Source organism: Bacillus sp. FAU20, assembly GCF_056033865.1.
On record NZ_JBVYHY010000021.1, the window covers coordinates 720,644 to 741,132 of the forward strand.

23 protein-coding genes and 2 riboswitches are annotated in these 20,489 nt (G+C 36.6%); of the genes, 2 read left to right on the forward strand and 21 right to left on the reverse strand.

All coding sequences use genetic code 11. From position 1 onward, the window contains the following. Positions 1-5: 5 nt before the first annotated feature. From cysC to AC0OM3_RS17495, 6 genes are all read right to left on the reverse strand, one after another. The gene (gene cysC, locus AC0OM3_RS17470) at positions 6-599 is read right to left on the reverse strand and encodes an adenylyl-sulfate kinase (RefSeq protein WP_000380505.1); all 594 of its coding nucleotides are present in this window, start codon (positions 597-599) and stop codon (positions 6-8) included. 12 nt (positions 600-611) lie between these two features. After that, the gene (gene sat / locus AC0OM3_RS17475; RefSeq protein WP_000029487.1) at positions 612-1,748 is read right to left on the reverse strand and encodes a sulfate adenylyltransferase; all 1,137 of its coding nucleotides are present in this window, start codon (positions 1,746-1,748) and stop codon (positions 612-614) included. Between the two features lie 39 nt (positions 1,749-1,787). Then, a complete protein-coding gene (locus AC0OM3_RS17480) occupies positions 1,788-2,492 on the reverse strand; it encodes a phosphoadenylyl-sulfate reductase (protein WP_000959020.1) in 705 nt (234 codons plus the stop codon). An 87-nt stretch (positions 2,493-2,579) separates the two neighbouring features. Beyond that, entirely contained in the window at positions 2,580-2,723 is a 144-nt protein-coding gene (locus AC0OM3_RS17485) for a YezD family protein (protein ID WP_000058410.1), read from the reverse strand. 73 nt (positions 2,724-2,796) lie between these two features. Further along, positions 2,797-2,905, reverse strand: a riboswitch (SAM riboswitch). A 115-nt stretch (positions 2,906-3,020) separates the two neighbouring features. Continuing rightward, entirely contained in the window at positions 3,021-4,337 is a 1,317-nt protein-coding gene (gene lysA, locus AC0OM3_RS17490; RefSeq protein WP_000280643.1) for a diaminopimelate decarboxylase, read from the reverse strand. Between the two features lie 180 nt (positions 4,338-4,517). Further along, positions 4,518-4,699: riboswitch (Lysine riboswitch) on the reverse strand. Positions 4,700-4,788: 89 nt separating this feature from the next. After that, positions 4,789-5,184, reverse strand: coding sequence for a DUF3888 domain-containing protein (locus tag AC0OM3_RS17495; RefSeq protein WP_001228752.1), 396 nt, complete (start codon positions 5,182-5,184; stop codon positions 4,789-4,791). A 254-nt stretch (positions 5,185-5,438) separates the two neighbouring features. Between AC0OM3_RS17495 and AC0OM3_RS17500 the strand changes: the two genes are divergently transcribed. Both AC0OM3_RS17500 and pssA read left to right on the forward strand, forming a co-directional pair. Then, the gene (locus tag AC0OM3_RS17500; RefSeq protein ID WP_474212507.1) at positions 5,439-7,325 is read left to right on the forward strand and encodes an LTA synthase family protein; all 1,887 of its coding nucleotides are present in this window, start codon (positions 5,439-5,441) and stop codon (positions 7,323-7,325) included. Positions 7,326-7,513: 188 nt separating this feature from the next. Next, positions 7,514-8,215 (forward strand): CDP-diacylglycerol--serine O-phosphatidyltransferase, encoded by a 702-nt coding sequence (gene pssA, locus AC0OM3_RS17505; RefSeq protein WP_000285417.1) that lies wholly within the window; start codon positions 7,514-7,516, stop codon positions 8,213-8,215. Positions 8,216-8,245: 30 nt separating this feature from the next. Here the strand turns inward: pssA and AC0OM3_RS17510 are convergent, their stop codons facing one another. The 15 genes from AC0OM3_RS17510 to leuB form a co-directional block, all read right to left on the reverse strand. Next, positions 8,246-9,217, reverse strand: coding sequence for an NAD(P)-dependent oxidoreductase (locus AC0OM3_RS17510; RefSeq protein WP_474212509.1), 972 nt, complete (start codon positions 9,215-9,217; stop codon positions 8,246-8,248). 144 nt (positions 9,218-9,361) lie between these two features. Then, positions 9,362-9,529: a YozQ family protein gene (locus AC0OM3_RS17515; protein WP_001118886.1), complete on the reverse strand. Its 168-nt coding sequence runs from the start codon at positions 9,527-9,529 to the stop codon at positions 9,362-9,364. A gap of 68 nt (positions 9,530-9,597) precedes the next feature. Continuing rightward, positions 9,598-10,614, reverse strand: a complete 1,017-nt coding sequence (locus tag AC0OM3_RS17520; RefSeq protein WP_046945104.1) for a histidinol phosphate phosphatase domain-containing protein — start codon at positions 10,612-10,614, stop codon at positions 9,598-9,600. A gap of 12 nt (positions 10,615-10,626) precedes the next feature. After that, the gene (gene hisE, locus AC0OM3_RS17525; RefSeq protein WP_474212511.1) at positions 10,627-10,950 is read right to left on the reverse strand and encodes a phosphoribosyl-ATP diphosphatase; all 324 of its coding nucleotides are present in this window, start codon (positions 10,948-10,950) and stop codon (positions 10,627-10,629) included. Between the two features lie 10 nt (positions 10,951-10,960). Beyond that, positions 10,961-11,266, reverse strand: coding sequence for a phosphoribosyl-AMP cyclohydrolase (gene hisI / locus AC0OM3_RS17530; protein ID WP_000803965.1), 306 nt, complete (start codon positions 11,264-11,266; stop codon positions 10,961-10,963). Then, the gene (gene hisF / locus AC0OM3_RS17535; RefSeq protein ID WP_000880109.1) at positions 11,263-12,021 is read right to left on the reverse strand and encodes an imidazoleglycerol phosphate synthase cyclase subunit; all 759 of its coding nucleotides are present in this window, start codon (positions 12,019-12,021) and stop codon (positions 11,263-11,265) included. The genes hisI and hisF overlap by 4 nt, the downstream gene beginning before the upstream one ends. Then, a complete protein-coding gene (gene hisA, locus AC0OM3_RS17540) occupies positions 12,015-12,734 on the reverse strand; it encodes a 1-(5-phosphoribosyl)-5-[(5-phosphoribosylamino)methylideneamino]imidazole-4-carboxamide isomerase (RefSeq protein ID WP_474212514.1) in 720 nt (239 codons plus the stop codon). The genes hisF and hisA overlap by 7 nt, the downstream gene beginning before the upstream one ends. Next, positions 12,707-13,336, reverse strand: coding sequence for an imidazole glycerol phosphate synthase subunit HisH (hisH, locus tag AC0OM3_RS17545; RefSeq protein WP_000560354.1), 630 nt, complete (start codon positions 13,334-13,336; stop codon positions 12,707-12,709). The genes hisA and hisH overlap by 28 nt, the downstream gene beginning before the upstream one ends. Further along, positions 13,337-13,921 carry an imidazoleglycerol-phosphate dehydratase HisB gene (gene hisB, locus AC0OM3_RS17550; protein WP_474212515.1) on the reverse strand — a complete coding sequence of 195 codons (585 nt, stop codon included), beginning with the start codon at positions 13,919-13,921 and terminating at the stop codon, positions 13,337-13,339. Beyond that, positions 13,921-15,210, reverse strand: a complete 1,290-nt coding sequence (gene hisD, locus AC0OM3_RS17555; RefSeq protein WP_000402928.1) for a histidinol dehydrogenase — start codon at positions 15,208-15,210, stop codon at positions 13,921-13,923. Before hisD ends, hisB begins: the two co-directional genes overlap by 1 nt. Positions 15,211-15,221: 11 nt before the next feature. After that, positions 15,222-15,857, reverse strand: a complete 636-nt coding sequence (hisG, locus tag AC0OM3_RS17560; protein WP_001244491.1) for an ATP phosphoribosyltransferase — start codon at positions 15,855-15,857, stop codon at positions 15,222-15,224. After that, positions 15,833-17,095, reverse strand: a complete 1,263-nt coding sequence (locus AC0OM3_RS17565) for an ATP phosphoribosyltransferase regulatory subunit (RefSeq protein WP_474212604.1) — start codon at positions 17,093-17,095, stop codon at positions 15,833-15,835. Before AC0OM3_RS17565 ends, hisG begins: the two co-directional genes overlap by 25 nt. 308 nt (positions 17,096-17,403) lie before the next feature. Next, positions 17,404-17,985, reverse strand: a complete 582-nt coding sequence (gene leuD, locus AC0OM3_RS17570) for a 3-isopropylmalate dehydratase small subunit (protein ID WP_046945107.1) — start codon at positions 17,983-17,985, stop codon at positions 17,404-17,406. Further along, positions 17,963-19,357, reverse strand: a complete 1,395-nt coding sequence (gene leuC / locus AC0OM3_RS17575) for a 3-isopropylmalate dehydratase large subunit (protein ID WP_000518101.1) — start codon at positions 19,355-19,357, stop codon at positions 17,963-17,965. Before leuC ends, leuD begins: the two co-directional genes overlap by 23 nt. Next, on the reverse strand, positions 19,357-20,421 hold the full coding sequence (gene leuB / locus AC0OM3_RS17580) for a 3-isopropylmalate dehydrogenase (RefSeq protein ID WP_000415381.1): 1,065 nt from the start codon (positions 20,419-20,421) through the stop codon (positions 19,357-19,359). Before leuB ends, leuC begins: the two co-directional genes overlap by 1 nt. Positions 20,422-20,489: the final 68 nt, after the last annotated feature.

The window sequence follows — 20,489 nt, forward strand, 5'->3', positions numbered from 1 at the left end:
TCCCCCTATATAAAACTACGCTCTTGTAAGTACTTCACGATTTGTTCTGCACATTCTTCAATAGAATATTTGTGCGTTTCTACAATTAATTCCGCTTGCTCTGGCTCTTCATAAGGCGAATCAATACCTGTGAAATCCTTAATATCACCTTTCCTTGCCTTTTTATAAAGTCCTTTCGGATCACGTTTCTCACACTGTTCAATCGGACACTTCACAAAAATTTCAATAAATTCATCTGCCTCTAATAAATCTCTTACTTGTTTGCGGTCTACTCGAAATGGTGAAATAAATGCTGTAAGGACAACTGCTCCTTGATCTACAAATAACTTTGCCACTTCGCCAATACGTCTTATATTTTCCATGCGATCACTTTCAGAAAATCCTAAGTCTTTATTTAAACCGTGGCGAATGTTATCCCCATCCAGCACATAATTTCCAATATTCTTTTCAAAAAGTTTACGAGCGACCGCATTCGCTACTGTAGATTTACCCGAAGCTGATAAACCAGTAAACCAAATTACAAAACTATGATGTCCATTCTTCACTCTTCTCTCATCTTTTGAAACCGAAGCTGTGTGCCAAGTAATATTCGTATCCATCTCGTTCTCTCCCTATTCTGTTACTACTTCTTTTTTCAAACCTTTAATTAGCACTTCCACTACTTCTTTACGACTAAATGTACTTGGCGGAATCTCACCGTTTCTTAATAATTCTCTTACTTTCGTACCCGATAAAATAACATGATCTTCTTTTCCGTGCGGACATGTTTTCGTTGAAGCCATCGCTTCACATTTCGTGCAGTAAAAACTATGTTCAAAGAATAGTGGTGTAATTCCTAACTCTTCTATCGTAAAATTTGTGAAGATTTCTTGCGCTTCATACGTTCCGTAATAATCTCCTACTCCAGCATGATCACGCCCTACTATAAAGTGGGTACATCCAAAATTCTTTCTTACTAACGCATGAAATATCGCTTCCCTTGGTCCTGCGTAACGCATGGCAGCAGGAAATACACTTAAAAAGACACGATTTTTCGGATAATAGTTTTGAAGAAGTACTTCATAGCTTTCCATTCTTACATCAGCAGGAATATCATCCGATTTCGTTTCTCCGACGAGCGGATTTAAAAAGAGACCATCTACAATTTCAAGAGCAGATTTTTGAATATACTCATGGGCACGATGTACCGGGTTTCTCGTTTGAAATCCGACCACTGTTTTCCACCCACGTTTTTTAAATGCTTCCCTCGTTTCAATTGGGTCTAAATGATAAGAAGGAAATTGATTATTTTCAAAGCGTTTTGTTAGAATAATAGTTCCTCCAACGTAAACGTTTGGTCGTTCATATAATTTTTTCACTCCTGGATGAGCCTCATCCGTTGTTTTATATACAAGTAACGCTTCTTTTTCTTTATCTGGTACAAAAATATCTTCTATTTGAATGACACCGTATATATTTCCGTTGTTGACAAGCTTTACTTCCTCTCCAGTCTTCAGGCTTTCTGCGACTTTTTCTGTTACCGGTAATGTAATCGGTATACTCCACACACTACCATTTGCTAAACGAAGCGTTTCTACAACTGAATCATAATCTTCCTTCCCTAAAAAACCAGTAAGGGGGCTATATCCACCTATCGCCAATAGTTCTAAATCACTTAACGCAATATTGTCTAATTTAATTTCTTTTTCAATTTGTGATACGTCATATGTCTCATCTATACGGTTTACTAATTCGTTTACTATGCTCATTTTTCTATATCCTCTCTTAGCTTTATTTCAAGATTCATCTTATTGGTAATGAAGACCACATTCAGTTTTCACTTTTCCAGCCCATCTACCATCTCTTGAATCGCCACCATCCCCTACAGGTAACGTACATTTCTCACACCCAATACTTGGATAGCCAACATCATGCAACGGGTTATACGGCAAGCTATGTTTGTATACATATCGCCAAACTTCTTTCCACGTCCAATGAATGAGTGGACAAACTTTAATAGATTGAAAACGATGATCTTGATTTATAAACTTTGTATGCTTACGTGTTTCTGATTGTTCCCTTCTTAAGCCCGATATCCATGCTTTTTCCACGACTAATGATTTTTCTAAAGGTAAAATTTTTCTAATCTTACAACAAAGATTCGGATTGCTCTCCCACAGTTTTTCACCATGCAACTTCGCCTGTTCATCAAGTGTAAGTTCTGGCTGTTTTTCTATAATATTCAATGAAGGAAATCGTTCCCGCACTTTTTGAATTAATTCATACGTTTCTTGAAAATGAACATTTGTATCCAAAAATACAACTTTAGCAGATGGATTTACTTGGTTTATAATGTGCAGCAATACCATACCTTCCACCCCAAAGCTACATGCGTAGACAACCTCATCTTTATATTCTTTATAAGCCCAATTTAATACTGATAACGCGCCTTTTGTTTCATCTTCTTCCGAAAACGAAACAACATTTTCTTCCCACGTTTCATACGTCAACATGTTTTTTCCCCCTGTAAAAGCAAAAAGACGGTTTTAACCTAATGAAAATAGGTTAAAACCGCCTCTAGTTTTTCTAGTCAGCGCTTTTCACTTTAAACGTACTTTTTCACTTTTCTCTAACTGAATTACTTTTCCATCTTGCACAACAATTGTAATTGAACCATATTTCATATCAGCAAGCATCGCTTCAATCTTCTCGGATACTTCATCAAAATGTTCCCGTAAACTCACGCGAACAGCCCCCCCTTTTTATTCATAAAAAAAATCTTTCCCATTTCGAAAAGACTGTTCGGTAATATATTTTACCTTATCTTTCAAAATGGATCCCATTTTGCTGGATTTAGCACCTTGCTTTCTATAAGCAGGTTGCCGAGCTTCTTCGGGCCAGTTCCCTCCGCTTCTCTTGATAAGCTTTGTATTTGTATTTTATCACAATTCTGATTTTTTTCAATCCTAGTTTTCCGATATATTTTAATTATTTTATTTTATAAAAAAGGAATTGCCCATTCGAACAACTCCTTTTCCTATTTAGACAAGCTCTTTAATACGTATGCGATCGTTCCCAATAATATTTTCATATGTTTCGCGTTCCACAACTACTTGCGATGTTCCGCCTTTTGCAAAGACAACGGCTGGTCTTCGAATCCGATTGTAATTATTCGCCATCGAATACCCGTAGGCTCCTGTACAGGAAACTGCTAGTAAATCAGCAGAAGCGACTTTTGGTAAATGAATATCCCAAATCAACATATCTCCACTCTCACAGCATTTCCCAGCAATCGAAACGAGTTCCTCATTCTCATCATTCCCTCGATTCGCTAACATTGCTTCATAACGCGCACTATATAAAGCAGGTCTTAAATTATCTGTCATTCCACCATCGACTGATACATATTTCCGAATACCAGGAATATCTTTCACAGATCCAACTGTATAAATTGTTGTCCCAGCATCACCTACAATGCTACGGCCTGGTTCAATCCATATTTCTGGCAATGGATATTCACATACAGTAAATTGTTCTCTCACTGCACTTGTTACAGCTCGCACATATGTTTCAAGAGTTAATGGTGTATCCGACTCTGTGTAGCGTATTCCAAATCCCCCGCCTACATTTAGCACTTTTACTACATAGTTTGTTTGCTCTCTCACTTCTTCTAAAAATTGGCGAAGAACTTCAATTGCTCGAACAAAACCAGCTGTTTCAAATATTTGCGATCCGATATGTGAATGAATCCCTAGCACATTATAATTTGATTTTTGTAAAGCAAATCCAATTGCCTGCATCGCTTGACCGTTTGAAACGCCAAATCCAAATTTCGAATCATCTTGGCCTGTTGTAATATATTCATGTGTGTGCGCCTCTACTCCAGGCGTTACACGAATTAATATGTTCACAAATTTTCCATGTTGCATCGCTAAATCGTGTAAAACTTCTAATTCAAAGAAATTATCTACGACAAAACAACCAATATTCGCCTGAAGAGCCATCACTATCTCTTCTTCTGTTTTATTATTTCCATGAAAATGAATACGTGATGCTGGAAATCCTGCTTGGAGCGCAGTATATAATTCTCCCCCAGAAACAACGTCTAATGACATATTCTCTTCACGAGCTACTCGGCACATCTCCATGCACAAGAACGCCTTACTTGCATATGCTACTTGATAAGAGAAACCACTTTCTTTAAAAGCACGATGAAACGCTCGGCATTTTCCTCGAATAGACTCTTCATCGTATACATAAAGTGGTGTTCCGTATTGCTTTGCTAGCTGCGTCGTATCGCACCCTCCAATTTCTAAGTGTCCTTGCCCATTAATTCGGCTTGTGCCGTGTAAATACATTTAAATTCCTCCCTTATTTCCTCTAAAACTCATAACCCCAATCTTCTATTCATTGCAGCACGCTTTTAGATAGACAAAAAACGCGCGGAACAATGTTCACACGCGTTTCTTATTAGGAAAAATATATATTGAAAAAATAAACGAGTTGTTATCTCCTCAAAATAAGAAACCGCATCAACATCTCCAAATAGCTCTCCATAAAATAAATCTTATGACAGTACTACATTTATTCAATGCAGTCCCAATATATGAATAAGATGGTTATTCTTATATTTCGGCAATAGTCCCTTTCAACCTATGATCACAGATTCCATTAAATCTCCCATAGCTTACTCTTTCCTATCGCGGCCTCTACCTTTGAGAGTAGATGAGGTAAGTCTATTTAATTTTCAAACATCTAATTGTTGCTATTAACAATACCAAAGGACCATTTTATTTGTCAAACAATTTTTTATATTGTTTTTTTGCAGTTTAGTTTGGTATCGTTTGGTAAGCGCTTTACTGAAATCTTTGTCACTTCCCATTCGCCTTCTTCGTTATTAAATGTAATCGTTACCTTCTCAAATGGTGGAGCAATTTTCCCAGCAACACGTTCATACTTTGTAACTTCAATACTTGCTTGAAATAAATATGTACCGCTATACACTTTTTTCAAACTAATAATTTTAGGACATTGATAAGGTTTCAAACTTCCATATTGTTTTTCAATTGCTTTATTTATTTTTGGAAATAAAACAGAATAAAGTGCATCTTCCATAAGAGGTGGATCATATTGGGCTACCGACACACTCGGTGAAGTAAAAAGTACAACACTACTGCATGCTATAAAACATAATAATTTTCGCATTATAACCTCCGTATTATCACGCGATTCTTTCTGCGTACGATAATTATCATACATAGAAATTCTGTTTTATTGTCTCCCACCACTCTTTTTCTACTCGATTATTATAAAAAAGCCCACAACCTTCTTTTATTTTCGTATAATGATACTCATAGTATAATAATCATAATAACAAAGGACTGTTCGTATATATAAAATGAGTCGTTAAGCAAACTGACTCTCAAGAACTGTCATGCTTTTTAGGAGAGGAGTATATTATGCTACAACATCTGTTTCCAAAACTGCGATTTGCACTCGTTGCAGTCGTTTTACTATGGATTAAAACATATATTGTGTACAAGCTAGCATTTGATATTAAAATTGATAATTTCTTTGAAGAATTCATGCTTTTTATCAATCCACTAGCTGCGTTACTTTTATTTTTCGGCTTAGCTTTACTTGCATCTAAGCACCGAAACCGAATTATAATTGGAATCAGTTTTATACTGTCATTTATTTTATTTGGAAACGCAATGTTTTATGGGTTCTATAACGATTTCGTTACTTTCCCGGTTTTATTCCAAACAAACAATATGGCTGATTTAGGGACAAGTATAAAAGAACTCTTTACGTACAAAACATTACTTTTATTTGCAGATGCAATTATTTTAATGTTTATTTCGCGTAAATTCCCATCATTTGGCGACAAAACACCACTTTCCCGCTCAGAGAAGCGAACTTTCTTTAGCGGTGTAACAGCTTTATTAGCACTACAAATTGTTGTATCAGTTATTTATAAACCACAAATGTTCTCACGCTCATTTGACCGTCAAACTGTCGTGAAGAATTTAGGTTTATACACATATCATCTATTTGATATTACGCTTCAATCCAAGTCTTCAGCTGAGCGTGTATTTGCAAGTGGGGATGGGTTTTCTGAAATTAAAAACTATACAGACTCAAAAGACAAACAAGTTGATAAAAACTTATTTGGAGCTGCAAAAGGTAAAAATGTAATTTTAATTTCAATGGAATCTACACAAAGCTTTGTTATTAATAAAAAAATAAATGGAAAAGAAATTACACCATTTTTAAATGAATTTATTAAGGATAGTTTCTATTTCGATAACTTCTATCATCAAACTGGACAAGGTAAAACTTCTGATGCTGAATTTATCGTTGAAAACTCACTTTATCCGCTAGATCGTGGTTCTGTATTCTTTACTCATGCAACAAATGAATACACAGCGACACCAGAACAATTAAAGAAATACGGATATTCTTCTGCTGTCTTCCATTCAAATGATAAAACGTTTTGGAATCGGGATGTAATGTATCCTGCGCTTGGATATGATCGTTACTTTAATTTAAATGATTACGCAGGAACGGAGCAAATGTCTGTCGGTTGGGGATTAAAAGATAAAGAGTTCTTTGAACAATCTATTCCAAAGTTAAAATCTTTACCGCAACCGTTCTATACAAAATTTATTACATTAACAAATCATTTTCCGTTTCTTCTAAATCCGGAAGATCAATATGTTGATGAATTCAACTCGGAAAGTGGTGTTGTAAACCGCTACTTCCCAACTGTTCGTTACACAGATGAAGCTCTTAAATTATTTATTAAACAATTAAAAGAAGAAGGATTGTATGATAATTCCGTTATTGTCATCTATGGTGATCATTACGGTATTTCCGAAAACCATAACGCAGCTATTGCACAGTTCCTAGGAAAAGATACTATTACACCATTCGATTCTATGCAATTACAACGAGTCCCTCTTATTATTCATGTGCCTGGCCAAGAAGGAAAAGTTGTTTTTAAAGTATCCGGTCAAATTGATATTAAGCCAACGCTCTTTCATTTACTTGGTATTAAAACAAATAAATCCGTTGAATTTGGAACTGACTTATTTATTAAAGAGAAAGATCCGCTTATGGTAATGCGTGATGGTAGCTTTGTTTCTGAAGAGTATGTTTATACAAAAAATATGTGCTACAAAAGAAGTACAGGTGAAGAAGCTGACATGGCGCTATGTCAGCCGTATATTGAAAAAGCAAAAACAGAATTAAAACTCTCCGATAAATTAATTTATGGAGATTTGTTACGCTTCGATCCTAATAATCGATATAAAACCGGAACGATGACAACGAAATTTGAATAGTAAAGGAAGCAACTTTATACAAGTTGCTTCCTCTTTTTATTTTCACTTAATTTTCAAACCATCCTTCTATGAAATCTTTCACAAATTGGTAATTTCTTTCGTATGAGGAATAAATTTATGGTATGATAAAATAAGTAAACTTTCATACACTAATTAAGAATTTATTACAGAAAGCAAGGGATCAGATTTTGTATAGAGCAGCTATTCCAAACTTATTTACGCTCGGAAATTTATATAGCGGATTTTTATCAATCGGCTATGCATCTTTAGGATATTATAAATCAGCTGCTATTTTAGTACTTATCGGGATGATGTTAGATAGTCTTGATGGTCGTGTTGCTCGTTTATTACGTGTTGATTCACAAATGGGAAAAGAGCTCGACTCGCTTGCAGATGTCGTAACATTTGGTGCAGCACCAGCTGTTTTAATGTATTACACATCTTTCTCAAACTACGGAATCATCGGATTATACATAGCGGGATTATTCCCTCTTTTCGGAGCATATCGTTTAGCACGATTTAATGTAACACCATCTTCTACTTCAATGAAATATTTCACTGGAGTACCGATTACAGCAGCGGGAGGGCTTGTTGCTTTCTTAACATTATTTTCACATACCATTCCAAAAATCGTTCTTATTACCGTATTTGTAACGTTCGCATTTTTAATGGTGAGCCGCATTCGTATCCCAAGTTTAAAAGATGTACCAATTCCACGATATAGCATCATTATTACACTATTTTTAGTTGGAATCATTATTACAATGTATCAAACAGGATTTGGAAATTTTTCTGTTTTCTTATTCATTGCCATTCCACTATATATTTTGTACATGTTATCTCAATTCATTAGACAAAGACCGTCTAAAAAAGCGAATAAAGAAAAATAAGAAAACCTTCCGAGTCCGGAAGGTTTCTCTTTATTTTGTAACTAATACCTTTTGATTTACAGGTGTTACTGGCTCTTCGCCGTTTAATATAGCTAAAATATTTCTGACAGCCATTTCAGCCATCGCATCACGAGTTTCAAATGTTGCATTCCCTACGTGTGGAGCAAGTACTACATTCTTTAATTCTTTTAGCTCTTCTGTAATTTTCGGTTCAAATTCAAACACGTCAAGAGCTGCTCCTTCAATTTCATTCGTTTTTAATGCATGAGCAAGTGCTGCTTCATTCATAATTGGTCCACGTGAAGCATTTACAATATACGCTGTTTTCTTCATCATTTTAAACTGCTCTTCATCAATCATATGATGTAATCTTGGATTATAAGCACAGTTAATTGTAATAAAGTCTGCTGTTTGTAATAATTCTTCCAACGTCACATACGTTGCTCCCAGTTCACTTTCAGCTTCAAACTTACGATTTGGCCCTGTATATAAAACATCCATTCCAAATGCTTTCGCACGTTTTGCAACAGCCTTCCCGATTTCTCCAAGACCTATAATTCCGATTGTCTTACCATGGACTTCTCGTCCTAAGAAAAATAACGGTGCCCATCCGTTAAATCCAGTCGTACGACATAACGTATCCCCTTCAGGAATTCTACGCGCCGCTGCTAAAAGAAGTGCAAATGTTAATTCTGCAGTCGCTTCCGTTGATACTTTCGGTGTATTCGTAACTGCAATTCCTTTTTCACCCGCATACGTGTAATCAATATTGTCGTAACCAGCACCATAGTTTGCAACAATCTTTAAATGAGGTGCTGCATCAATAACTTCTTTTGGCACCTTTGTCGAAAGTAAACTTAACAATGCATCTTTATCTTTTACACGCTCTGTTAATTCATCTATAGAAATTAACTCCTCTTTATCGTACATTTCTACATCATGATCTTTTAATAGTTCTAATCCAATTTTCGGAATTTTTCCTGCTACTAATATTTTTGCCACTACTAACACCTCTTCTATAGAAAATAAGATATCTCTTATATTTCATTGTAAGAAATCCACATATAAAAACCAAGGAATTTGATTATAGTTTTAAAAATCGACACTTTTCCATGAAAAAAGAGGAGATGCAACTCTCCCCTTTTCTTACGCTTTTTCCTGAGATTCTTTTCCAAGCTTCACATCAATAGTTCCTTCTGCAACCGTATCGCTAATTTGCTCCTCAATAACCGATTGAGATGCAGCATTCGTTTCAGAAGTATAAGCTTGTTGCTGTGTACCTTGTACATTTTGTTTATTTTGTTGTTTCGCCATTTCTTACCCTCCTTTTCATTCTTTCTTATTTTGAACAAAAAGGACAGTTTTCATCAAAAAATTGCGTTTCATTTTGAATTTGTTACTTCTTCTTCAAGCGACCTCATTACTCTTGCTCGCTTCGTAAATGTTGCAACCTGAGTAACACCGTGAGCTAGTAATGTTTGTACATTTTCTTGTACATAATTCCCTAAATCATTTGGATAATGGGCATCCGAAGAAATCGTAATTGGAACACCATACTTAGCTAATACTTGTAAATATAGTGGACTTGGGCACATTTCACGAACAGGATAGCGATAGTATAATCCTGCATTTATTTCTGTTGCCGTATTCGTTTCTACTAACGCACAGGCAATTTCCTCATAATAAGAAAGCTGTTCATTCTCATCCAATCGATAATTAAATACCTTTATATTATCAAGATGAGCGATAATATCAAATAACTCAGTACGAATCGCACTCTCAACTGTTTTAAAAAACATATCATATAATGCGCGTAGGTCATGCTTCTCAAAATATTCTTTCGTATCTGGATTATCGAATCCCCAGCCATTTAGAAAATGAACGGAACCAATTATATAATCAAAGTCTCCTAGCGCTAATAATTCTTTTAACCCTCCTTCACAACCAATAAAATAATCCGCTTCAATTCCAAGTTTAAGTGTGACACCTCTTTTACTCCATCGTTCTTTCGCCTCTTCAATGACCTTTGTAAAATCATACAGTGAAACTACCCTTACTTGATCTAACCATTCCTTCTGTATACGACCGAGCTTAGAATCACTAATATCTACATATTTTTCATAATATCCTTTCGCTTCATGAAAACGATATAAATGATCAACAATCCCAACTTCTGTTATACCTTTTCTCACAGCTTCTTCTAAATAGAGGTCCATCCATTCTGTTGTAAATGGCCCTTCCTTCACACGCTTTTGCAAACGCTCTTGTGTTTTCATAAGCCAATCAATAGAATGCCTTTCTTGAAGCGGTTCATAACATTCCAGCGCTTCATTTATTTTAGCAAGCCATCCTATTGAATACGGTCCTTCTTCTAAGTGAAGATGATAATCTACTTTCATATACATTCCCCCTTATAATGTATCTATTTCCCTTCTATCCCCAACTCTCGAAAGCTTTCCATTTCGTTCTTTCACCTCTCGCATGACATCTTCCAATGTAATATTTTTTTCAGCTAATAAAACGAAACAGTGATAAAATACATCAACCATTTCTTTCACTACTTCTTCTTTATCATTATTTTTACATGCGATAATTACTTCAGCACACTCTTCACCAATTTTCTTTAAAATTTTATCTTCTCCTTTTGAAAATAAATAATTTGTATACGATTCAGGAAGTGGGCTTTCCTTTCGTTCTTCAATTGTTTTATACAGCAACTTAAAGGCATTTTTCATATGTATCCCCCTATAGAATTTGATAGTGAAAACATGTCTTCTCTCCCGTATGACAAGCAGGTCCTACTTGTTTCACATTCACAACAATTGAATCTTGATCACAATCTAAATATAAAGATTGCACATATTGAACATTCCCTGATGTTTCCCCCTTATTCCATAACGACTGCCTCGAACGAGAATAAAACCATGTTCTTTTCGTCTCTAACGTTTTTTCATATGCTTCTTCATTCATATAAGCTAGCATTAAAACTTCTTTCGTACCTTCTTCGATGACAATTGCTGGTATTAATCCTTTTGAAAAATTAGGTTTCATAACCGCACCTCAACATTTGCATCTCTTAATTTTCGCTTTACACTCTGCACTGTCGCCTCACCATAATGAAAGATGGATGCCGCTAACGCTGCATCAACTGTTGTCTTTTGAAAAACTTCTATAATGTGATCCGTATGACCACAGCCCCCTGATGCGATGACTGGAATGGAAACACTTTTTGAAATTTCTTCTGTTAAACGAAGGTCATATCCGCTTTTCGTTCCATCTGCATCCATACTCGTTAACAAAATTTCACCTGCCCCAAGTTTAACAACACGCTTCGCCCATTCTATGGCATCCATTCCTGTGTCAACTCTTCCGCCGTTGACATATACGTTCCATTTACCTTCTGCTACTTTTCTAGCATCAATTGCCACGACAATACATTGTGATCCAAAGTGTTCTGCCCCTTCTTCTATTAACTTCGGGTTTCGCACTGCCGCTGAGTTTATTGAAACTTTGTCTGCTCCAGCTCTTAGTAAATTGTACATATCTTTCACACTTGAAATCCCCCCGCCAACCGTAAGAGGAATAAATACTTTAGCTGCTGTTTTTTCTACAACATCTATAATCGTTTTTCTTCCTTCATGAGTCGCCGTAATATCTAAAAATACGATTTCATCTGCCCCTGCCTCGTTATATGCTTCAGCTATTTCAACCGGATCACCGACATCTTGTAATCCTATAAAATTTACACCCTTTACGACTCTCCCTTCTTTCACATCTAGACATGGAATAATTCGTTTCGCTAACATAACTTCGTTACCTGTAACACTTCTTCTAAATCAATCGTTTTTTCGTAAAGCGCCTTTCCAATTATGACACCATATATATTCATATCATTTAACTTTTTCACATCTTGAATAGATGCCACTCCTCCAGAGGCGATGAGACGAATGCCCACACTTTTTTGAAGTATCGCTAATTGTTCAAAATTTGGACCTGCAAGCGTTCCGTCTTTCGAAATGTCTGTAAACACAATCGTTTGAACACCTAAACTTTCCATTTGTTTCGCTAAACTAACGTAAGAAATTTCAGACAGATCAAGCCAACCTCTCGTTGCTACGAAACCATTTTTCGCATCAATTCCAACAATGATTTTCTCTTTATATAGATGAACTGTTTCCTCTAAAAATGACTTATCATAAAGAGCCGCTGTTCCTAAAATCACTTTTTCTACACCTACTGACAATAACTTCTCCACCGCTTTAAGTGAACGAATTCCTCCTCCCACTTGCACAGGAATACGTACCGCCTTGCAGATTTTTTCAATGACGGGCAAATTTAACGACTCGCCAGCAATTGCACCATCTAAATCAACAATGTGTAGTATTTCCGCTCCAAGCTTTTCAAATATGATCGCCTGCGCTACCGGATCTTCATTCATCACCGTTTCTTTACTAAACTCTCCTTGATAAAGTCTAACGCATCGCCCTTCTTTTAAATCGATAGCTGGGAAGATTTCCATGCTTCTACCACTCCTTGAAAATTTTTTAATATTTGCATGCCAATTTCGCCACTTTTTTCTGGATGAAACTGTGCACCAAATACATTTCCTTTCGCGACAAACCCTGGTACTTGCATTCCATAATCACTTACTCCGCATACAATTTCATCTGGACAATCCGCGTAATATGAGTGAACATAATACACGAAAGAACCATCCACTAATCCATTCCAAAGCGAAAATTCTCTTTCCTTCCTTAATTCATTCCATCCCATATGAGGAATTTTATACGAAACTTTTAACTTACGAATTTCACCTGGTAGTAAACCTAACCCGCTACAATCTTTTAGTTCCTCACTTCGTTCAAATAAAAGTTGCATGCCCAAACATATACCGAGGAGTGGTTTTCCTATGTCACAAACTTCTTTTAGTACACACACTAAATCTCTTTCTTCTAATACATCCATCGCTTTCGGAAATGCACCTACTCCCGGTAGAATCACGCCATCGCTTCTCAATATCTCTTCTTTATCACTCGTTACAATGTACTCTGCCCCAATATATTTTAATGCTTGCTCTACACTGCGAATATTCCCCATTCCATAATCTATAATGGCAATCAATTACAACATCCCTTTCGTTGAATTTACACCAGTAATGTTGGCATTTTTTTCGACCGCTTCTCTAAGCGCTCTACCAAAAGCTTTAAATAATGCTTCAATTTTGTGATGTGTATTACTTCCGTATAGAACGCGCGCATGTAATGTAATATTGGCAGCATGTGCGACTGCTCTAAAAAATTCTTCCGTCAATTCTGTATCAAAATCCCCGAGCTTCGGATTTGTTAATTCCCCTTGAAATACACAATATGAGCGTCCACTTATATCAATTGCGACAAATCCTAAAGATTCATCCATCGGTACATACGCAGAACCGTAACGATTAATTCCCTCTTTGTTTTGCAATGCTTCTTTCAAGCAATTTCCAAGTACAATTCCAACATCTTCAACGGTGTGATGTGCATCGACAAATACATCACCTTCTGCTTCAACTTGCAATCCAAATCTTCCATGTCTAGCAAATAAAGTCAGCATATGATCGAAAAAACCAACCCCCGTTTGAATAGATACACTCGTACTTTCATCAAGCTGCAAATTTAATTTAATTTTTGTTTCTGTCGTCTCACGTACTTGACTGGACTGACGCATTATTTTTCCTCCTCAAACCTTATTTGGATTGCTCTCGCATGTGCATGTAACCCTTCTTTATTTGCAAGCTCTACAATATGATGCTGTACATTTTTTAATGCTTCCTCTGTATAAGAAATAAAACTTGATTTTTTCACGAAATCATCGACTGATAACGGAGAAAAAAATCTTGCCGTTCCGCTCGTTGGTAATACATGATTCGGTCCCGCCAAATAATCCCCGAGCGGTTCAGGTGCATATGGCCCAAGGAAAATAGAGCCTGCATGTTTCACATAATCTAGAGCATTCATTGGTTCTTTTATATGTAACTCTAAATGTTCTGGAGCAATTTCATTTGATAACTTTAGTGCCTCCTTTAAAGAAGGAACGATAAAGATGGCTCCATTTCTATTTATCGATTCACGTGCAATTTCACTTCTTGGCAACGTTTCTAACTGTCTTTCTACCTCTTTTTCTACTTCTTTAGCTAGTTCCATATTCGTTGTAATACAAATCGCCGTTGCTCTCTCATCATGCTCCGCTTGCGATAATAAATCCGCTGCGATATATTTTGCATTACCTGTTTCATCCGCGACAACTACAATTTCTGATGGACCAGCAATCATATCGATATTTACTATTCCGTATACTTCTCGTTTCGCTAGAGCGACGTACAAATTTCCCGGTCCAACTATTTTATCCACTTTCGGAATCGATTCCGTCCCGTATGCTAAAGCAGCAATTGCTTGCGCGCCACCTATCGTATAAATTTCATCTACCCCCGCAAGATTTGCAGCAGCTAATATGTGAGGATTAATTCCTCCTTTACTCGGCGGTGTTACCATTACAATCTTTTTCACACCTGCGAGTTTCGCCGGCAATACATTCATTAATACTGAAGAAGGATATGAGGCTGTCCCACCCGGTACATATACACCTACATTTTCTAACTGCCGAATGAGCTGCCCTCTAATTATGCCTTTACTTTCACAATCGAATATTGAGTACTTCTTTTGCTTTTCGTGATACGAAACAATGTTTTTCTTCGCCTCTTTTAAAGCTTCTAAAAATGAATTCTCTACAAACATACTCGCTTGCTGTATTTCTTCTTCACTTACACGAAAATCTTTCATCTCTACACCATCAAACTTTTTTGTATAGAAAGATAAAGCCTCATCTTTCCCTTCCCTTACATTTCTAATGATTTTTCTTACACTTCTTTGAACAGTTTCTTCTATTATATTAGCGTTTTCTCTTAGCACTTTTATTTTAGATAATGCCTCCTTAAAATCTTCATAAATGATTTCCATTTTAAGTCCTCCTATTTCCCTGATAAGATTTCTTGCTCCATCATATTTATAATACTGAATATTTCGTCTTTTTTAGTTTTTAAGGCTGCCTTATTTACGATCATCCGAGCCGATATAAAGTGCATTTCCTCAAATACAATGAGTCCATTCTCTTGTAATGTTTTTCCTGTTTCAACAATATCTACAATCGCATCTGCCAATCCAAGAAGAGGAGCAATTTCTACAGAACCTTCTATTTTAATAATTTCTACATCCTCTCCCTTATCATGAAAATAAGTAGAAGTAATATGTGGGTATTTCGTAGCGATTCTTTTCTTCCGGTAACTCTTCGGATTATACGTAGGAATAGAAGCAACACAAAACTTACAAATCCCCACTCCTAAATCCAGCATTTCATAAATATCTTTCTCGTTTTCCATTAAAATATCTTTTCCAACGATGCCAATATCAGCTACCCCATGTTCTACATAAGTAGCAACATCAACCGCTTTTACTAAAATAAATGAAACATTTGTATTTTTACTTTGAAATACAAGCTTCCGACCTTTATTTTTGAGCTCGGAACAATCAATTCCAATCTGCTCAAAAAGTGGAATGACATGTTTTTCTAATCTTCCTTTCGTTAACGCAATTTGAATGTTACGCATGAAGCCTCTCCCTCTTTCTGGACTACCCATTTCTCATTCCATACATATTCCACTAAGTATTCATTCTTTGCCTCAACGACCGTTCCTATTTTATTTTTTCTTGCAAATTGAAAGGTATCGCTTAAATTAGAGAATAGAGATAACCAAGCATTTTTCCCATCCTTTCGAAGTAAATTTCGTAGCCTTTCTGCTTCCGCTAATCTATTTAACTCATAATGAATCATAATATCAATTTGATTTCGTTCATATGGTTCTTGCTGCTCTTGCAGAGCCTTCACAATTTGATTTACTTGTACCGCGAGTCCAACAGCTGGCAGCATTTCTCCAAAATTCCCAATTAGCTCATCGTATCTTCCGCCACTAACGATTTCTTCTCCAATTTCATATATATATCCTTTGAAAATAACACCCGTATAGTAATCTAAGTGTTGAATCATGCCCAAATCAATTGATATGTAAGAACCATATCCTAACATTTCAATTGTTTTATACATTTCTTTTACTCTTGCAATTGCCATTTTCATTTCATTACTTGAAGCAAGCTTTTCTGCTTCCTCAATAACTTCTAAATTTCCAAATAGCCTTGGTAATTTCTCAAGTAATCTTACTGTCTCATCGCATCGATCTAATTTCTTTTCTCTGATAAAATTTGAGAGGGCAGCATAATTTTTACTTTCTATATACGTTCTAAGTACCCTTTCTTCTTCATCCTGGATGGAGAGTTTTTTTACAATACATTTATATAACTGGACTTGCCCAATCTCAATTGTAAAAGATTGCACCTTCAACTTTTGAAGTGCTTGAATGACACTTATTACACATTCAATTTCAGCTCTTACATTATCAATCCCAATAACTTCAATACCACTTTGTACGATTTCATTATATTTTCCAGAATGGGATTCATTCGCTCGAAATACATTCCCGCTATACGTCACTTTAAGTGGCGTATCCCATCTCTGTGTTCCAATAACTCTCGCTAAAGGAATTGTCATATCTGGACGTAAAACGATAATCCTTCCCTTTTCATCAAAAAATTTATACATCTTCTCTTCATCTATCGGTCTATTTTGAAATGCAAAAACATCATAAAATTCAATTGTAGGTGTTCTTATTTCCTCATAACCTCTCTCTAAAAAAGTAAGCCTTAATTTTTGCTCCACTTCTTCAATTAACGTACATTCTTCGAATAAATAATCTCTCGTTCCATTCGGGTTTGCCCGTTTCCATTTTGTCATTTGAATTTTCACACCTTTCCCCTTCTAATGTATGCCTATTTCATTCACCTAAGCCGAAAATAAAAAGAGCCTTGTAGACAAAATACCTACAAGGCTCTTCAGTAGAGTGTAGGTACAACGGGAATAACCCTTGTACCTACACGTTTTCACGCTAGGTTCAAGGGTTTCATGTATGATGATGTAGTTGTGTAAGCATTGTAATAGATTGCACGATATTCATAATACTTACTCCCTTTCTCCTCTGATTTTCACATAGTATATAACAGTTCATTTTGAATGTAAATATATTTTAAATATTACGTTATTTCTTAATATACAGCTACCTTTCTTTCATACTCTTTTATTTCTTTTTCATATTGCATTGTAATACTAATTTCATCTAAACCATTTAATAACTTCTCTTTCCACATTTTCTCGATTGTAAAATGAAATCTATGCGTATTCGTTGTCATTATTTCATTTTCTAAATCAACTATGATTTGTTCCCTCGCATCTGTTTTAGCAAGTTGTTCACGCATATCTTTATCCATTACAATCGGTAACATGCCATTCTTCATACAATTCATATAAAAGATATCGGCAAATCCTCCAGCGATAATAACGCGGAAACCATAATCAGCAAGCGCCCACGGAGCATGTTCTCTAGACGAGCCACATCCAAAATTATCACCTGTGATTAATATGCTGGCTCCTTTTCTTTCTTGTGCATTCAGCGGGAAATTAGGGTTTTCTTGGCGATTATTATCATATCGCCACTCATCAAATAAAAACATTCCAAACCCAGTTCTTTCAATTCTCTTTAAATATTGCTTCGGAATAATTTGATCTGTATCAATGTTATCATTCATCAGTACTGCGGCAGTACCTTTATGAATACGAAATGGCTCCATCATAACTCTCCTTTCTAATATCAACAAAATGACCATATAACGCAGCCGCTGCCGCCATTGCCGGGCTAACTAAATGCGTTCGTGCTCCCTTTCCTTGTCTTCCTTCAAAATTGCGATTTGACGTAGAGGCACAATGTTCTCCTTCAGGCACTTGATCTGGATTCATACCTAGACACATTGAGCATCCAGGCTCTCTCCATTCAAATCCAGCTTCTTCAAATATGCGATGTAATCCTTTATGCATCGCCGCTTCTCTTACCCTTTGAGATCCAGGTACAACAAGTGCTCGAACACCTTCTTTTACTTTTTTACCTTTCACGACAGATGCAGCAATTTCTAAGTCAGAAAGCCTGGAATTTGTACAAGATCCAATGAAAACATGTTGAACTGGAATGTCATACGTACTTTGTCCGGGACTCAATCCCATATAAGAAAACGCTCTTTCGTCATTTGCATCATGCTTTTCTGGCAATTTCTCATCGATCCGAACACCCATACTAGGATTTGTTCCCCACGTAACGTACGGCGCTAAATCCGCAACATCTACTAGAATATGTAAATCATAAACTGCATCTAAATCTGTATAAAGTTCTGACCATTTTTTCTTAATAGATTCATAGTCTTTCGGTGCATATTTACGCCCTTTTACGTAAGCAACTGTTTTTTCATCTGGTGCAATAATGCCAGCCTTTGCTCCCCCTTCAATTGCCATATTGCAAAGCGTCATCCTCTCTTCCATATCCATAGCATGAATGGCCTCTCCGTAAAATTCCATTACGTAACCTGTTCCAACTGCTACTCCGTACTTTGAAAGAAGGTGTAAAATAATATCTTTCGCATAAACACCTTGCGGTAACTTTCCTTTTAACTCAATGCCCATCGCTTTCGGCTTTCGTTGCCATAACGTTTGCGTTGCCAATACATGTTCCACTTCACTCGTACCAATACCAAACGCTAGTGCGCCAAAAGCACCGTGTGTTGCTGTATGACTATCACCACAAACAATCGTTTTTCCTGGCTGTGTGAGTCCAAGTTCTGGTCCTATAACATGAACAATCCCTTGCTCTTCATCTCCGATATCCGCTAATGGCACCTGAAATTGTTTACAGTTTTCCCGAAGTGTATCTAGTTGCTGCTTCGCAATGCGGTCGGTAATATTCCAAACATCTTTCGTTGGAATATTATGATCCATCGTTGCAAATGTTAAATCTGGTCTGCGGACTGTTCGATTTGTAAGCCGCAAGCCTTCAAAGGCTTGCGGTGACGTTACTTCATGAACAAGATGTAGATCGATATATAATAAATCCAATCCATTTTCATTAGTCGCAACTACATGTCTTTCCCAAAGCTTATCTAGTAACCTTTTCCCCATTATCTTCCTCTCCCTACTAACGCTTGCTCTTCCATTTCTTGAATAACTGCCTTTGTAAATGAAGTTGTCGTTTCAGTCCCCCCGATATCTGCTGTACATTTTCCTGATTTAAGGACTGCAGAAACTGCTTCTTCAATTGCATGGCCTTCTCTCGTTAATCCGAACGATTGCCCAAGCAGCATTGCAACAGAACGCATCATCGCAATTGGATTTGCCTTATTTTTCCCCGCAATATCCGGTGCTGATCCGTGAATAGGCTCGTATAATGAAGGCCCCTTTTCAGCGTGACTTGCTGATGGAAGCATTCCTAATGATCCAGCTAATACTGAAGCCTCATCACTTAAAATATCACCAAATAAATTTTCCGTTACAATAACGTCAAATCTTCCTGGATTCCGAATTAATTCCATAGCTGCTGCATCTACTAAAATGTGTTCTACTTCCACATTCGGGTAGCGAAGTGCTACTTCTTCTGTCACAGTTCTCCATAATTTACTAGACTCTAAAACATTCGCTTTATCAATAGATGTTACTTTTTTCTTCCGCTTATTCGCTAATTGAAAAGCATACGAAACGATACGTTCAATTTCATGGCGATGATACGTAAGTGTATCTGTCGCCACTTCTTCCGTTCGCTCTTTCGGATAAGAAAAATAAATTCCGCCTGTTAATTCACGAACGACAACGAAATCAATTTCATCAGCGTTTTTTAATGGTGATAAATGTGCAGTTGCACTTTCTACCGTTACAGGGCGAACATTCGCAAATACACCGAGTCCTTTTCTTAATGCTAATAATCCTTTCTCAGGCCTTTCTTTCGCACTATCCCACCTTGGTCCACCTACTGCTCCAAGCAAAACCGCATCACTCGCTAAACAGGCGGCAAGTGTTCGCTGTGGTAATGGTTGCCCAGTTAAATCGATAGCGACACCACCAAAATACTCATCTTGCAAATGAAAATGATGTCCATATAGCCTTTCTACCATATGCAATACTTCCTTCGCACTTTCCATTACTTCTGGACCAACACCATCACCAGCTAAACAAACGATACGTTTTTCCATTTTTAACACTCCTTTTAACAGAATTTTCAGAACTTTAATTTGATAGGTGAGGAAAGCTTCTCTCACCT

Excerpts from the sequence above, each read along its gene's own strand:
- hisG (WP_001244491.1), bottom strand. The coding sequence starts at position 15,857 with ATGCGTAACATTCAAATTGCGTTAACGAAAGGAAGATTAGAAAAACAT.
- AC0OM3_RS17515 (WP_001118886.1), bottom strand. The coding sequence starts at position 9,529 with ATGGCGAAACAACAAAATAAACAAAATGTACAAGGTACACAGCAACAA.
- AC0OM3_RS17480 (WP_000959020.1), bottom strand. The coding sequence starts at position 2,492 with ATGTTGACGTATGAAACGTGGGAAGAAAATGTTGTTTCGTTTTCGGAA.
- AC0OM3_RS17520 (WP_046945104.1), bottom strand. The coding sequence starts at position 10,614 with ATGAAAGTAGATTATCATCTTCACTTAGAAGAAGGACCGTATTCAATA.
- leuB (WP_000415381.1), bottom strand. The coding sequence starts at position 20,421 with ATGGAAAAACGTATCGTTTGTTTAGCTGGTGATGGTGTTGGTCCAGAA.
- AC0OM3_RS17500 (WP_474212507.1), top strand. The coding sequence starts at position 5,439 with ATGCTACAACATCTGTTTCCAAAACTGCGATTTGCACTCGTTGCAGTC.
- leuC (WP_000518101.1), bottom strand. The coding sequence starts at position 19,357 with ATGGGGAAAAGGTTACTAGATAAGCTTTGGGAAAGACATGTAGTTGCG.
- hisF (WP_000880109.1), bottom strand. The coding sequence starts at position 12,021 with ATGTTAGCGAAACGAATTATTCCATGTCTAGATGTGAAAGAAGGGAGA.
- hisD (WP_000402928.1), bottom strand. The coding sequence starts at position 15,210 with ATGGAAATCATTTATGAAGATTTTAAGGAGGCATTATCTAAAATAAAA.
- hisI (WP_000803965.1), bottom strand. The coding sequence starts at position 11,266 with ATGAAACCTAATTTTTCAAAAGGATTAATACCAGCAATTGTCATCGAA.
- cysC (WP_000380505.1), bottom strand. The coding sequence starts at position 599 with ATGGATACGAATATTACTTGGCACACAGCTTCGGTTTCAAAAGATGAG.
- leuD (WP_046945107.1), bottom strand. The coding sequence starts at position 17,985 with ATGGAGCCATTTCGTATTCATAAAGGTACTGCCGCAGTACTGATGAAT.
- hisE (WP_474212511.1), bottom strand. The coding sequence starts at position 10,950 with ATGAAAAATGCCTTTAAGTTGCTGTATAAAACAATTGAAGAACGAAAG.
- sat (WP_000029487.1), bottom strand. The coding sequence starts at position 1,748 with ATGAGCATAGTAAACGAATTAGTAAACCGTATAGATGAGACATATGAC.
- AC0OM3_RS17565 (WP_474212604.1), bottom strand. The coding sequence starts at position 17,095 with ATGACAAAATGGAAACGGGCAAACCCGAATGGAACGAGAGATTATTTA.
- AC0OM3_RS17495 (WP_001228752.1), bottom strand. The coding sequence starts at position 5,184 with ATGCGAAAATTATTATGTTTTATAGCATGCAGTAGTGTTGTACTTTTT.
- hisB (WP_474212515.1), bottom strand. The coding sequence starts at position 13,921 with ATGCGTCAGTCCAGTCAAGTACGTGAGACGACAGAAACAAAAATTAAA.
- hisA (WP_474212514.1), bottom strand. The coding sequence starts at position 12,734 with ATGGAAATCTTCCCAGCTATCGATTTAAAAGAAGGGCGATGCGTTAGA.
- lysA (WP_000280643.1), bottom strand. The coding sequence starts at position 4,337 with ATGTATTTACACGGCACAAGCCGAATTAATGGGCAAGGACACTTAGAA.